The organism is Alteromonas sp. WD8-37, assembly GCF_055326825.1.
In genome coordinates this window covers 339707-352717 of sequence record NZ_JBUZOV010000001.1, presented here as the reverse complement: position 1 = coordinate 352717, position 13011 = coordinate 339707, and the positions used below count along the sequence as shown (strand labels likewise).

Annotated in this window: 14 protein-coding genes; 6 read left to right on the top strand and 8 right to left on the bottom strand. The window is 52.5% G+C overall.

Features of this window, described 5'->3' with window-relative positions; translation table 11 throughout:
• Positions 1-142: 142 nt before the first annotated feature.
• The gene (locus ACTUJZ_RS01650; RefSeq protein ID WP_463634519.1) at positions 143-1153 is read left to right on the top strand and encodes a zinc-dependent alcohol dehydrogenase family protein; all 1011 of its coding nucleotides are present in this window, start codon (positions 143-145) and stop codon (positions 1151-1153) included.
• Between the two features lie 167 nt (positions 1154-1320).
• On the opposite strand, the gene ACTUJZ_RS01645 is transcribed toward ACTUJZ_RS01650, so the two are convergent.
• The 5 genes from ACTUJZ_RS01645 to ACTUJZ_RS01625 form a co-directional block, all read right to left on the bottom strand.
• Entirely contained in the window at positions 1321-1500 is a 180-nt protein-coding gene (locus ACTUJZ_RS01645) for a hypothetical protein (protein ID WP_463634518.1), read from the bottom strand.
• 136 nt (positions 1501-1636) lie between these two features.
• Complete coding sequence (locus ACTUJZ_RS01640) at positions 1637-1903, bottom strand: DksA/TraR family C4-type zinc finger protein (protein ID WP_463634517.1); 267 nt, start codon at positions 1901-1903, stop codon at positions 1637-1639.
• Positions 1904-1990: 87 nt separating this feature from the next.
• Positions 1991-2638: an SOUL family heme-binding protein gene (locus ACTUJZ_RS01635; RefSeq protein WP_463634516.1), complete on the bottom strand. Its 648-nt coding sequence runs from the start codon at positions 2636-2638 to the stop codon at positions 1991-1993.
• Positions 2639-2759: 121 nt separating this feature from the next.
• Entirely contained in the window at positions 2760-5861 is a 3102-nt protein-coding gene (locus ACTUJZ_RS01630) for an efflux RND transporter permease subunit (RefSeq protein WP_463634515.1), read from the bottom strand.
• Entirely contained in the window at positions 5858-7048 is a 1191-nt protein-coding gene (locus ACTUJZ_RS01625) for an efflux RND transporter periplasmic adaptor subunit (protein ID WP_463634514.1), read from the bottom strand. The genes ACTUJZ_RS01630 and ACTUJZ_RS01625 overlap by 4 nt, the downstream gene beginning before the upstream one ends.
• Before the next feature lie 263 nt (positions 7049-7311).
• On the opposite strand from ACTUJZ_RS01625, the gene ACTUJZ_RS01620 reads away from it, so the two are divergent.
• Together ACTUJZ_RS01620 and ACTUJZ_RS01615 are read left to right on the top strand one after the other, a co-directional pair.
• Positions 7312-7662 carry a hypothetical protein gene (locus ACTUJZ_RS01620; RefSeq protein ID WP_463634513.1) on the top strand — a complete coding sequence of 117 codons (351 nt, stop codon included), beginning with the start codon at positions 7312-7314 and terminating at the stop codon, positions 7660-7662.
• A 98-nt stretch (positions 7663-7760) separates the two neighbouring features.
• Positions 7761-8228, top strand: a complete 468-nt coding sequence (locus ACTUJZ_RS01615) for a YchJ family protein (protein ID WP_463634512.1) — start codon at positions 7761-7763, stop codon at positions 8226-8228.
• 614 nt (positions 8229-8842) lie between these two features.
• On the opposite strand, the gene ACTUJZ_RS01610 is transcribed toward ACTUJZ_RS01615, so the two are convergent.
• Complete coding sequence (locus tag ACTUJZ_RS01610) at positions 8843-9247, bottom strand: hypothetical protein (protein ID WP_463634511.1); 405 nt, start codon at positions 9245-9247, stop codon at positions 8843-8845.
• A 247-nt stretch (positions 9248-9494) separates the two neighbouring features.
• Between ACTUJZ_RS01610 and ACTUJZ_RS01605 the strand changes: the two genes are divergently transcribed.
• From ACTUJZ_RS01605 to ACTUJZ_RS01595, 3 genes are all read left to right on the top strand, one after another.
• Positions 9495-9857, top strand: a complete 363-nt coding sequence (locus ACTUJZ_RS01605) for a winged helix-turn-helix domain-containing protein (RefSeq protein WP_463634510.1) — start codon at positions 9495-9497, stop codon at positions 9855-9857.
• A 101-nt stretch (positions 9858-9958) separates the two neighbouring features.
• Positions 9959-10426 (top strand): CreA family protein, encoded by a 468-nt coding sequence (locus tag ACTUJZ_RS01600; protein WP_463634509.1) that lies wholly within the window; start codon positions 9959-9961, stop codon positions 10424-10426.
• A 480-nt stretch (positions 10427-10906) separates the two neighbouring features.
• A complete protein-coding gene (locus tag ACTUJZ_RS01595; RefSeq protein ID WP_463634508.1) occupies positions 10907-11542 on the top strand; it encodes an SDR family oxidoreductase in 636 nt (211 codons plus the stop codon).
• Positions 11543-11646: 104 nt separating this feature from the next.
• On the opposite strand, the gene ACTUJZ_RS01590 is transcribed toward ACTUJZ_RS01595, so the two are convergent.
• Together ACTUJZ_RS01590 and ACTUJZ_RS01585 are read right to left on the bottom strand one after the other, a co-directional pair.
• Positions 11647-12207: a pyridoxamine 5'-phosphate oxidase family protein gene (locus ACTUJZ_RS01590; RefSeq protein ID WP_463634507.1), complete on the bottom strand. Its 561-nt coding sequence runs from the start codon at positions 12205-12207 to the stop codon at positions 11647-11649.
• A 15-nt stretch (positions 12208-12222) separates the two neighbouring features.
• A complete protein-coding gene (locus ACTUJZ_RS01585; protein ID WP_463634506.1) occupies positions 12223-13002 on the bottom strand; it encodes a TatD family hydrolase in 780 nt (259 codons plus the stop codon).
• Positions 13003-13011: the final 9 nt, after the last annotated feature.

Below are 13011 nucleotides of genomic sequence, written 5' to 3'. Positions count from 1 at the left end.
AACCGAACAGGTTACGAGTAACAAGGTTAGCGGCAATTTAAGACAGCAGGATGACACTGTACTTACGTTTGGGCCCTCTGCCAATGTGCCCCAAACCCCATAATATCGCGTACGCATACCTTTAGGTTTTAAGGAGCTTCTTATGCAACATGCCACCTTAGCGGATTTTAATGGCGTGTCTTCGCTTACCCTGTCAGACACAGACCTCCCCGAGCCCGGCCCCGGGGAGGTGCTGATTAAGGTGCATGCCGCCTCACTTAACTATCGCGATTGGGAGGTACTTAACGGGCAATATCATGAAAGCTTTGCGCCTGGCCTGGTGCCATTGTCAGACGGTGCCGGAGAAGTTGTACGCTGCGGTGAGCAGGTCGACGGATTGCAGCAAGGAGACCGGGTGGTTGGCAGCTTCTGGCAGGGCTGGCAGGCCGGCGAACTGGCTGAGGCCAGCCGCGCTCGTACAGTGGGCGGGCCCATCAATGGCTGGCTAAGCGAGTACATTGTGCTGCCGGCTGCCGGTGTGGTTATGATGCCCGCCCATTTATCTTATGCACAGGCAGCCACTCTGCCCTGTGCGGCGGTGACAGCCTGGCAGTCACTGGTAGTCAAAGGCCATCTGCGCAGCGGCCAGTATGTGCTTATCCAGGGCACCGGCGGTGTTTCGATGTTTGCGTTACAGATCGCCCGCTTACATGGCGCATCGGCGATTGTGTTGTCATCCAGCGACGATAAATGTGCGCTGGCGAATCAACACGGCGCTTTCGCTACCTTAAATTATCAGCACACTCCGCAGTGGGCAGACAAAGTGCGTCAGCTCACCGATGGTGCCGGTGTGGATCATGTAGTGGAAGTAGGCGGCCCCAATACCATGAGCCAGTCACTGCAGGCATTGGCACCGGGCGGGCAAATCAATGTGATTGGCTATCTGGGCGGCAAGGATGGCAGCATCAATCCGTTGCAGATCCTGCAAAGCCATGCGCAAATCCGTGGGATTGCCGCCGGCCCAACGGCCACGTTGGCGCAACTGTGCCAGGCGTATGCCGCCAATGCTCTGACTCCGCTCATTGATCAGCAATTTGACTGGACTGACTACGGCCGCGCATTTGAACGCCTGGCAGCAGGCAAACATGTCGGCAAAATTGTGCTGAACTTTTAGTTCACCAACAGCGGCCAGTGACAGCCTATACATGCAGACTTTTGCATGTTGCAACAAACACTTACATTTGAACGTGTGAACTTATGGACAGCCCCTTGTGGCTTTAAAAAATCGCAAAAAGAGCTAGGTATTCAGCATGATTCCTGGCTTTTTTCCTCATAATAAGGCTAAGAAGTTTGCGCTGATTTTTTGCGTTTGATGGGAAACAGATTCAGCCAGAAACCAAACTCCAGCGCCAGCCCCAGCACGATAAATACAAACATTCCGCTGCTATGGCCGAAGCTGTAAGAAGCCAGTGCGCCGATAATCAGTAAAAATGCCAATACAATGCGTATCGTTACCTTCATTATTTTCCTTAATGTAATTTTTTGAGGTAAAACCGATACCTGCCAGTAGGTCATAGTAAGACAGGCAACACAAGCAGCAATGTGTAAAAAATGGTGAGCTTGTCTTTTCTAATCAGGGCATCTGCCACTGCGCAGATTAACGCAGCAAACTGTCTTTACTGGCGCGGCGATTGATACCGCCGGTGGACGAGGAATGCTTTTCCAGTTCACTCTGACAATCAATGCATAGCTGCACACCCGGCATGGCGACCCGCCGTTTTTCCGGAATAGGCGCCTCACATTCAATACAATGCGTAGCACTTTCACCTTTAGGCATGCCTTGTTTGGCGCGCGCTACTGCATCTTCCACACTGGCATCGATTTGGTCTTGCACCGCGCCGTCTTTTGCCCAGCCTCCGGCCATGATGCGTCTCCTGGTCAAATCATTATTATCGCCAGGCCAGGCAAAAAGATCAGGCAGCTGGGCTGATAGCCTTGCGTACTCGCGGTCCTATTCACGGTTCGGGGCCACTTCAATAAGCACTTCATTAGTGCGCATCGGCGGCAGTGTCATCGGCCCGTTGTAGGCTGCGGTAATCGGCTGGCTAAGCACGGTATAACCCTCGCTCTGCAACCAGCTGCGTAACTTGTCGGTGTGCTCTTTGATATTCTCATCACTCAAGGTGCCGCTAAATTGGATGGCTGCCAGGGTGACCTGTTCCAGCGGGGTGATCCAAACCTCATCAGAAGCCGGTTGCGGGGTATCTTGTACTGTAAAATCTGCCGGCATGACAAAGGCCATCACGCCCTGCCCCTGGGTACTGCGCATAAATGTCGGTGCGGCGTCTACTTTAATATTCGAGGAAGTAGCTGTAGTCTGGTTCATCAACACCGGCGCGGTCATGGCGATTTCGCGACTGCCCTGGTTGGCGCCGCTGATATAATCGAATAAGCGCTTAAACGCCGCATCATTATCCTCATCGCTCATCGCCGTAGAGACCAGCACCAACGACTCATAGCGGCGAATCTCTATCTGCTGATCACTATCGCTGGCCAGCGTCGAATACGGTGCGTGCGCCACATCACTTTTTCCCACCACCGAGCACGCGCCTACTAAGGCGATTAAACAGGCCAGAGCCGTATGTTTGCTGAGTCGCATAAAACCTTCTCCATTAGGGGGTTGCTTATATCATCCACCTATCCATACGCAGCCTCTCACTACCCAGTTGAGTGCAGTAAGGTTACATTTGCGTAATCTGGGCGGGCCAATTCACAGCGTGTTAGTCTCGGCCGGTGCCAAACAGCCGGTGCACATCGTTTAGCACCAAATAAAAGCACGGCACGATAATCGACATAATCGCTGTGGCGAACACGATGCCAAAACCCAGTGAAATCGCCATAGGGATCAGCTGATACGCCTGCCGTGACTGTTCTAAAATAATGGGTGTCAGGCCGCCGAAAGTGGTCAGGGTGGTCAGGGCGATGGGCCGAAAGCGGCGCACGCCAGCCTGCAAAATGGCCTCGTTGACGGGCAGTTCCCGTGCTTTGCGGTTGGCATAGTCCACCATGATCAGGGCACCATTGACCACCACCCCGGACAAGGCTACCAGCCCCATCAAACTGACGATGGATAAGTCATAGCCAAACAATAAGTGCCCGGCCACTGCGCCGATGGCACCAAAGGGAATGGCCAGCATCACAATCAGCGGCTGGGAATAGCTGCGAAACGCGATGGCCAGCAAGCTGTAAATCACAAACATGGCCACCGAGAACCCCGTCCACAGGGTCGCGGTAGACTCGCGCATTTGCGCCTGGGTGCCACGAAAACTCCAGGTCAGGCCCGGGTAGTCTGCTAACATCTGCGGCAACACCTCCTGATTAATAGCATCCAGCACCTGATTCACCGCGCCGGCCGGCTCCACATTCATACCCACGGTGATCACCCGACGGCCATCGCGCCGGTCGAGCGAACTGTACGACTCACTTTCCGTCAGGCGCGCCACATCCATCAGCGGCACCTGCTGACCAGCAGGAGTAATCAGAATAAAATTTTCCAGCGTGCTTTGTTGCTCGCGCTCAGCCCGAGGCAGCTTTACCCGCACCTCCACTTCATTGGTACCGCGCAACTGGCGCAGCGCCACTGCCCCATAAAACGCATCACGTACCTGGCGGCCCACATATTCAGGGGTCAGTCCCAGCGCATCGGCGGCCGGTAACAGAGTAAAATCCACCTGCATTTTGCCCGGCCGGTAGCTGTCATTTACATCGCGGGTCTGGGTAAATTCGCGCATCATGGTCACAAAACGCTGACTGGCCTGCCCCAGTACGGTGAGGTCGGTATGGCTAAGATCCACGCTGATATCATCGCGCCAGCCACCAGGGCCACGCTCGGCTTCAAAAGTGATTTGATTAATGCCTTCGATATCGCCGATCTGATCACGCCACAATTCGATGACCTCGGCAGCACTGGTGGTGCGCTCGTCCGGCGGAAGCAACACAATCTCCACATCAATAAAGCTTTCACCACGCACATTGGTTTTGATGCCCTCGGCCACTGTGAACAGATTTTCCCGTTCGAACATGGCGTAAGTGGCATCAGTGATATTCTGAGCCACCTCGGCGGCTTTTTCGTCCGTGGTGCCCACCGGTAGCCGCACCCCGGCTTCAATTTCGTTGGCCGCCTCCCGTGGCATCATAATCACACCAAGATGATCGCTGGTAGCAAATGCGCCGGTGATGACCAATAACGCCAGTGCCAGCAGCAAGGTCAGATAACGCTGTGCCAGACAGCGGCGTAGTAATGGCTTGTAGCGCTGATGGATGAAATGCTCCAGGCCGTTGACAAAGCCCGCTTTGATCTTGGCTATCCCCATAGGCGGGGCTGAGGAATGCGGCCGGGTATGGGCCAGGTGCGCCGGTAAGATAAACAAGGCTTCTACCAAGGAGATCACCAGCACCGTGATCACCACTGCCGGTAGCGGCCACCAGAATAAACCGGTGGTGCCGGGCATAAACATCACGGGAAGAAAGGCGACGATGGTGGTTAAGATGGTAAAGGTGACCGGGGCGGCAATATCCTGCGCGCCTTTGATGGCGGCACTTAAGCCATCCATGCCCTGTTGTTGATACTCATAAATATTTTCGCCCACCACGATGGCATCGTCCACCACAATGCCCAGCACCACCAAAAACGCAAACATTGAAATCATGTTGATACTGACCCCGATCATGGGCAATAGCAAAATGCCGCCCACAAACGAGATGGTCATTCCCATCATGATCCAAAACGCCAGCTTGTATTCCAAAAACAGACTAAGAATGACTAACACAATCACAATGGCCATCCAGCCGTTATCCAGTAACAAAAAAAGCCGGTCGTTAAAATCCTCCGCGCGGTTGCTGTCGATACGATAGTGCACACCAGGCGGCAGCGTGGTGTCCAATTCGGCCAATATGCCTTCCACCGTTTCGGCAATTTCCAGCGGCGACTGCTGGCCAATACGAAAAATTTCTATTTCAACACTGGGTTGGCGATTAAACAGCGAGTGAAAGCCGGCTTCTTCAAAGCCATCATAGAGCGTAGCAATCTCGCCCAAAGCCACTCGTGCACCCGTGGCGCTGGTGACGATGGGAATCAGGGCCAACTCGTCGGCCCACTGCTTGCGCTCTTTTACCCGCAGTAAAATTTCGCCTTCATTGGTTTTGATTTCACCAGCCGGCACATCCCGGGCAGCCTGTTCGATGCGTTGAGCCACCTCGCCCAGCGTTAGCCCGTACTGACGCAGGTGCTGAGTAGAGATTTCAATATGGGTGACATAATCCGGCACGCCGCCGATTTCTACTTGCGAGATAGTGGGCTCGCTGAACAGCCTATCCCGTAATTGTTCGGCCAGCTTGCGCAATGTCCAGATATCTACATCGCCGTACAGGCCCAGTTCCATTACATCACGCTGTTGTACCTGCATGGTCACTTCGGGTTCTTCGGCATCCAGCGGAAACGTGCGGATGCGGTTAATAGCCTGGTCGATGTCCTGAAACGCTTTCATGCGATCCAACCCCGACACCAGTTCCAGCTGCACTGCACCACGGCCCTCGCGGGCGGTGGAGGTCATCTCGCGGATCCCCTGAACGCTGCGCACTGCCTGTTCAATGGGTTGCAGGATACCTTTTTCCACCTCTTCGGGCGCCGCTCCGGGGTAAACCACTGCCACCTCGACAATCCCCAGCTCGAACTCCGGATACACCTCTTTTTGCACACTGAACGCGGTTAGGATCCCGCCACCGATAAGCAGCAACATAAAAAGATTGGCAGCAATACTATTACCTGCCATCCAGGCAATGGGACTAAAGCCGCTGGCAGTGTCTGGGCCGGGCCGGGTCATGGTGATTCTGCCGTGGTCGGCGTGTTGCCGGTAATACGCACCGGAACGCCGTCACGCACGGCCGCCAGGTTGGTGGTGATCACCAGTGCGCCGGCCGCCAGGCCGCTTTTGATAAACACATAATCGGCATTGCGAAATGCCACTGTTACGCGGGCGATGCGAAGTTCTTCATTATCGGCCAGCCATACTGTGTCGTCTTTGCGCAGCCAGGCTACCGGTAGCCGCACAACGTCGTCAAAGCCCGCGGTGGGCAGCGCCACCTGCACATAACTGCCGGCGATAAGCGGCAGATCTGTGGTTTCGGCTGACCGGGCCAGCGGATCGAGCACTTCGATAAGCACTGTGGCCATGCGTGTTTGCTGGTCCAGTGCGGCAATGGTTTGTTTAATGGTACCGGTACGATTTGCCCCGACCGGCCAGGCCTGGTCGTGAGTGATGGAGGCGGTGACCGGGCTGGCACTATCAGCGCGCGGCAGCCATTTTAGCTGGGCAGCGGGTACCTGAGCCTGCACCCAGTAACGTTGGGTCCCCACCAGCGTGGCAATAGTATCAGCCGGTGACAACTGTGAGCCCAGATTTGCCTGTTGAGTCAGGATCTGGCCTTCAAAGGGCATTCTGATAGTGGTGCGATCCAGTGCCAATTGAGCCTGCTCGATAGCAACCTGCGCACTTTGCACATCAGCATTTGCCTGTTGCAGCTGAGGCTGGCGTAAAATCAGCGCACGGTTCATCTGCGGCACTTCACGCTGCAGGCCAGCCAGATCCTTTTTAGCCCGTTCCTGTTCCCCCATTTCAATTGCCAGGCGGGATTGAGCGCGGGCAAGTTCGGCCTCGGTCTGACGCACAGCCAACTGATAATCAGCCTTTTCAAGCCGCATCAGCCACTGCCCTTCTGGCACGATATTACCGGGTATCAAGGCGTCTGAAACCTCAGTGACCCGCCCGGCCACCCGGGGCCGCAACGCTATCTGGCGTGCGGGCACCACCTCCCCCATCACCTGGATCCTCGGCGTGTAGTTGTCGGGCTGTACCCGGGCAACCGTTACCGGCATAGCACCGCTCCGGGTGGCGCCATCTTTAGGGGCCTCGGGCTCGGTGGAGTAAATGATCCCTACCGCCCCCACCGTCAGGCCGATAATAAGCAGACTTAATAACAGCGCACGGCGCTGTGATGCGGTCATCAGCATGCTTGGTTCCTTTTCTATGTACCGCGCAGCATACCTGCCTGATTCTGCCTCTACTCGAGGCCGGGCTAAATCAAACATCGATTCAGCCTGCTGCACTGACTTGCTGTAGGTACGGCCAAAGCGAACAAAAAGTGTGCAGTCAATTTTGCCTGTCTGCAGATAAGCGTGCAGACACGGGATAAAATTGTGCAAAAAAAACACTTGCATGTATAGACATACAGTACTACTGTATAAACCACTGTATAGCCAAACAGGATTTGCACATGCTTCAGTCCACGCACAATGAGTTTCAGCTTCCCCTTCCGTTAGATAGCGGAGTTCAGCCGCCCCCCAAGGCCCGCGGTTGGCGTTATCTGGTGGCCAATACTATTGGCTTTACCAAAGGCGTGGAACATGGAATCTGGTTACGTAAGCCGGCCCCGTCACAACTGTGCAGCTGGTTGAGCAAGCTTGTAATGAGTGGCCAGTGCGAAGTGATTTATGTGGAAAATATGCGTTTGACGGCGAACGAGCATCAACGCCTGAGCGAGCTAAGTGCCCTGCATGGGGTGAACCTGGTTAACCTGACCATCGAGCCGGACGCACCGGGCAATATTGTAGTAGGGCCCTGGTAGTTGCAGGTTAAAGCCCACAGCTCGCAGCCGGTGGGTTTGAGGATGAGACCAGCAGTAAGATCAGGTACACTGGCGCAAATTGTTTACCTGCTTGCCTTATGAAATGTTATTGCTGTAGCGGCGAAAGCTTTGCCCAATGCTGTGCCCCGGTATTGGGCGGCGTAGCGCAGGCCAATACGCCGCTGGCGCTGATGCGCTCCCGTTTTACTGCCTATTGCGTGGCAGATTTTGATTATGTGTTACAAACCTACTCAGCAGCGCGGCGTAATGCCCTAACTGTGGCCGAGCTGGCCAACTCAGCGCAGGGTGCGCGCTGGTTTGCATTGCAAGCTCAAGCCGGGACAGAAGCGCTATCGGATGATCAGGTAGAGTTTTGGGCATTTTATTTCGACCGCACCAAGCCGGCAGTGCTGCATGAAACCTCCACCTTTGTGCAGGAAGACGGGCAGTGGCGCTATGAGGATGGCGTGATCCACGATGACACCGGCCCGGTGAAAATTGGCCGCAATGACCTCTGCCCTTGCTTAAGTGGCAAAAAATTCAAGCAGTGTTGTCTGCGTAGCTAGTTAACGCTGTAGCCAAAGGCAAATTATCAATAATTTGCCTAAAAAGGTCACACGCGCCCGCCTATACCGACTGAAGCAACTATACAGGCTGCCAGCTGACCCCTCCCCCTGGTCACCGACATCTGATTGGCGCGTAATGACAGCGCAGCAGCAAGAACCGGCCAGAGCGCCAAAGACGGCTGTTTGTTCTGCTGACGAGAGGTTCTGCTGGGGAATGCTTCTGCTAACAAAAGCTCCTGCTGGCGAGTTGATCTGTTGGCCAGAGAGCTGCCTGTAGATAAAATTCAATAATCGAAAGCATTACTGACCAATGGCAGTGCGTATTCTTAATGTCTGATGCTGACCAGGCCTGGTGTTTTACTAATGTCTCACCATGTGCTGGTGGTGCTTATCAGGTAAAAAAAAATCTAACATGCGTCGGCTCGCGAAGCCGGCAGATGTTAGATTAGCAATGTTTACTTTTGTTGTAATTTAAGCAATTGCTTTGCTATGTAGCGTAAAGCCACATCTTGATGGCATATCAAACTGCCAGTCAGCACATCCTTTGCGCTGCGATGCTGATAAAACCAGCGACGCGTGTCCATGTTGTGATGGTTGCAGGTGGCCGACACGGATTACCGTGATGCCACAAAGGATACCTTAATTTCCATATCCTCTGTAGGGACTCTGCTAACCTGGATATCTCTAATTTCAATACGCTGTCTGCTTCGATCGTAGCGCTCAAATACAGCCAATGTATCTGCAGCACCATAGTATTGTGCAAATGACGCAACTGTCATGCCGTTGCACATCAAGCCTTTGTTAATCAACCGATAGGTTGAACCGGGCCAGGCTTTACCTGGGGTGACCTGTTTGATTGACTGGTGCAGGCCAGCGCGATCATTGAGTGCAGTGTGTTTGCAAATTGATATAAGATCTTTTTCCATGGAGCGCGGATAATTCTCAGCTACCGCAGTACCTACAAAACCTGACAATGCAAACATCGCAAGGCTAATGGGCAGAACTTTGCATTTGTTCATAATATTTTCCTTCGGCGTTGTTTGATATGTACACAGTGAGCCCGGCACCGTGCGTGCTCGGACAATAATAAGTGTACGCCTTCCACGCAAAATCTCGCTGACAAAACCATGATGAATACCTGACAATATATGTGCATGTTTATGCAATATATTATATTAAAAATGTCATTTTTATATCATTTTATTCAGTATGAGATATGCAGGGTTGCTATACTTATAGAGAAATGACATTCAGGGGTCACGCACCATGTACCCTATCTCACAGCATTATGAGCCAGCCACACGTACCCTGAGTAACCCCCAGGGTGATAAGAAAGTTTTATCCCCGCAATGCGCCCGGCTGCTGACACTGCTTATCGACACACCGTCAGGCATTGTGACACGGGAACAAATGCGTCGTGCAATCTGGAAACACAATGTGGTCAGTGAAGATCTAATCAATCATCTGGTCAGCCGCCTGCGCAAGGAAATCACCAGCCTGCCGGGCCCCAACCCCTGGCAAATAGAAGTCATCCCCAAGGTGGGCTACCGATTATTGGAACAGCAAGAGCCTCACGACCTCAAATACTGGCTGCACCGGGCCAGTGACTGGTTTGGGAATTTACGTTAGTGCCGGGCAATGGCATATGCTAATCGCATAACTAAAGACAAATCAGCATCAGGTAGCCTATACTGGCGCTTTCATGGGGAACACCGTTAAGGACAATCTATATGCGTCAAGTATTGGGCACAGCCATTGCGCTGTTGGCACTAACCGGTTGCAGTGACAATGAAGTAGGTGATGTGTCCCTGGGCTTATTTACCACCAAGGACATTAAAATTGATTCGTTGCAGGATCCTGTGGTCACAGGAGTGACTTGTCATATTTCTAGTATCGAGGCAAATCTGGATTTTGCCGATCCATCAGATAGCTCCATCGCGTGTCGTCAAACTGGTGACATTACCAAGGCCATGATCGATGACATCGACAAGTCCTCGTCCGGCGAAATTGTGTTTAAAAAATCCAAGAGTGTGTTTTTTAAAAATATGAAAGTGCGACGCATCTTTGATGCTGAGTCCATGACCCTTATGTATGTCTCCTACTCGACCAAAGAGTCGTCTGGCAGTTTTAAGCACAGTTTGTCCACCGTGCCACTGTACAATACCCAGGCATATCAGGTGATGGCTAGTGCTGACTGATCTGCTCATTCGCTGGCCCGCCTGCTAAATACGTACGGCGGGTCTGTTTAACCGGGTGAAGATCATCACGCTCAACCACCACTCCCCTTTATCCACATGAGTATGCTATCAGCCGTTGAGCTGGGCAGCGCGGAACAATCCGCAATATTGCTGCGAATCACATCCATTGTTCATCTGCATTACTGGATCAACCGCACACGATGTCAACAAACGGTTATGATTATCCCCGATAAATATTTATTAATTTTTTGCATTTTGACAAATTTGCAGCCTGTTAAAAGTAGCCCCCGAGTGTTTTAAAAAGAAAATACACACTAACTTATCAAATATTTAGATAATAACAGTGCGCTCAACAGGCTGGCCCATGTGCTCAAAAAACCTGAGCGAACACTGTCCAAAATACGTTAGACATTGGTTTTTATGATCTGCCAGCCCTGACAAGAGGAACAAACAAGACAGTTTTCTTTTACGGAGCACAGTATGAATAAAGTTTTGGTAATTGGTGCCAGTGGTCAGATTGGCCAGCAGGCCACCCAGAAATTGTTGGATGCCGGTCATGCCGTCACCGCCTTGGTACGCGACAAAAGTAAGTTGTCGGATATACAGCACGATCAACTAACCATCCACGAAGCCGATCTGGAAAATGATTTTTCTGATGCTTTTGAAGGCCAGGACACTGTGGTATTTAGTGCCGGTTCTGGTGCCAGCACCGGGCCCGAAAAAACCCTGCTGATCGACCTATGGGCTGCACGCAATGCGGTGGAATATGCCAAAGCCGCCAAGGTGACCCAGTTTATCATGGTCAGTTCCGTTGGCGCAGATGATCCGGATGCTATCGATTCGCCTCTGAAGCCTTATCTGGTGGCCAAACATATGGCTGATGAGCATTTAAAGCACAGTGGGCTGGCCTATACCATTTTGCGTCCGGGTTCGCTGACCGATGAGCGCGGCACAGAAAATGTGCAGGAAATGATGCCGTCGAACGAGGACAAACGCGAGATTCCGCGTGAGGATGTGGCCACCGCCATCGTTTACAGCGTAGGCAATGAAAAAGCTTACAAACGCACCTATGGCTTGTTTAAGGGCGACCAGGCGCTTAAATCTGTGATCCAATAGGGTCAACCAAAAAGCCCCTTTACATATTTTATGCAAAGGGGCTTTTTTATTGAGTTTTTATAAGCGCGGTAGCCGGTTTTTCCTTCCACCACTAAAGATACTGATTAAGGGATAATAGGCTGTGTCAGCCAGTTACCGTCTTCGTCTTTCCAGTGTTTTTCCCGATATTGAGGATTGCCCTGCAACGCCAGATAATCCACCGCCTCTACCACAAAGCGCATCACACAAAAATGCGCCGGTGGCGCGCTCATATTATCCGTCACCCGTAGCGGCGCATCATTATGGCGCACTGAGGCTGGACGACCCCAGAAATATTGCTTACGGCCGGCATCAGATAATTTTTCCCAATGCCGGTGGATAAGCGCTTCGTCAGTCTCCCGGGTATAACACTCTGCATTAGTGGTAAACCGGTATTGCTCACGGGTTTTGGAAAAATACCAGCAAACCGACGCCATCGGATGTTGCTGCAAGGATTCCCACTTACGTGAACGGGTGTCAGACACAATGACCAGCGAAAAGTCCTTATCATCCAGCGTACGAAAAACCACTGTCCGGTTTTCCGGCAACCCCTGCGGGTCAATCGTGGCCAGTTGAAAATAGCGGCTCTCCGGCTGACTGCGGGTCTGATGTAAGCTTTTGGTTAAGCGCTGGTTCCACACTGGCATAATGCCCCCTGAAAATTAATTGGTCGGCGGTGTGATATGGCTAAACAAGCGGTAAAAGTTGGCCGTGGTGGCCGCAGCCAGTTCCTCCACACTTACCCCCTTAAGCTCGGCAATAAATTCGGCGACTTCCACCACATAGCCAGGCTGGTTACTCTTGCCACGATGTGGCACTGGCGCCAGCCACGGAGAATCGGTTTCAATCAGCAGACGCTCCAGGGGCACCGCTTTGACCACCTCACGCAAGGCTTTAGCCGAATTAAAAGTAACGATGCCAGAGATGGAAATATAAAAATCCATCGCTATGGCTGCCTCGGCCATTTCCAGGCTTTCGGTAAAGCAATGTAATACCCCATTGATGCCCGGCGCCCGGTGCTCTTCGAGTAATGCGATGGTATCTTCACGGGCATCGCGGGTATGGATGATCAAGGGCTTGTTAAGCGCGTTAGCAACCTTGATGTGATCGATAAATGATTGCTTTTGCACCTCGCGAGTATCGGCACTGTAAAAATAATCCAATCCGGTTTCACCGATGGCCACCACCTCAGGCCGCGAGGCTTTTTGTAATAACTCCTGATAGCTGCAGGCATCTTCCTGGTGCAACGGGTGCACCCCACAGGAGACCGACACGTCGGAAAACGCCGATACTTTGTCTGCCATGCTGTCGAACTCTTTAACCGACACACTGACACACAAAAAATGCTCGACCCCACGGCGGCGGGCAAACTCCAAAGTGTCCTTTAATGGCGTCTCGCCCTGTTCTAACCGATCAAGATGACAATGAGAATCTACAAACAAACCAACCTC

What these genes read in the sequence shown, in the direction of transcription:
- ACTUJZ_RS01600 (WP_463634509.1), top strand. Translation starts at nt 9,959, where the DNA reads ATGCGTCAAGTATTGGGCACAGCCATTGCGCTGTTGGCACTAACCGGT.
- ACTUJZ_RS01630 (WP_463634515.1), bottom strand. Translation starts at nt 5,861, where the DNA reads ATGACCCGGCCCGGCCCAGACACTGCCAGCGGCTTTAGTCCCATTGCC.
- ACTUJZ_RS01650 (WP_463634519.1), top strand. Translation starts at nt 143, where the DNA reads ATGCAACATGCCACCTTAGCGGATTTTAATGGCGTGTCTTCGCTTACC.
- ACTUJZ_RS01590 (WP_463634507.1), bottom strand. Translation starts at nt 12,207, where the DNA reads ATGCCAGTGTGGAACCAGCGCTTAACCAAAAGCTTACATCAGACCCGC.
- ACTUJZ_RS01620 (WP_463634513.1), top strand. Translation starts at nt 7,312, where the DNA reads ATGCTTCAGTCCACGCACAATGAGTTTCAGCTTCCCCTTCCGTTAGAT.
- ACTUJZ_RS01610 (WP_463634511.1), bottom strand. Translation starts at nt 9,247, where the DNA reads ATGAACAAATGCAAAGTTCTGCCCATTAGCCTTGCGATGTTTGCATTG.
- ACTUJZ_RS01595 (WP_463634508.1), top strand. Translation starts at nt 10,907, where the DNA reads ATGAATAAAGTTTTGGTAATTGGTGCCAGTGGTCAGATTGGCCAGCAG.
- ACTUJZ_RS01615 (WP_463634512.1), top strand. Translation starts at nt 7,761, where the DNA reads ATGAAATGTTATTGCTGTAGCGGCGAAAGCTTTGCCCAATGCTGTGCC.
- ACTUJZ_RS01640 (WP_463634517.1), bottom strand. Translation starts at nt 1,903, where the DNA reads ATGGCCGGAGGCTGGGCAAAAGACGGCGCGGTGCAAGACCAAATCGAT.
- ACTUJZ_RS01645 (WP_463634518.1), bottom strand. Translation starts at nt 1,500, where the DNA reads ATGAAGGTAACGATACGCATTGTATTGGCATTTTTACTGATTATCGGC.
- ACTUJZ_RS01605 (WP_463634510.1), top strand. Translation starts at nt 9,495, where the DNA reads ATGTACCCTATCTCACAGCATTATGAGCCAGCCACACGTACCCTGAGT.
- ACTUJZ_RS01625 (WP_463634514.1), bottom strand. Translation starts at nt 7,048, where the DNA reads ATGCTGATGACCGCATCACAGCGCCGTGCGCTGTTATTAAGTCTGCTT.
- ACTUJZ_RS01635 (WP_463634516.1), bottom strand. Translation starts at nt 2,638, where the DNA reads ATGCGACTCAGCAAACATACGGCTCTGGCCTGTTTAATCGCCTTAGTA.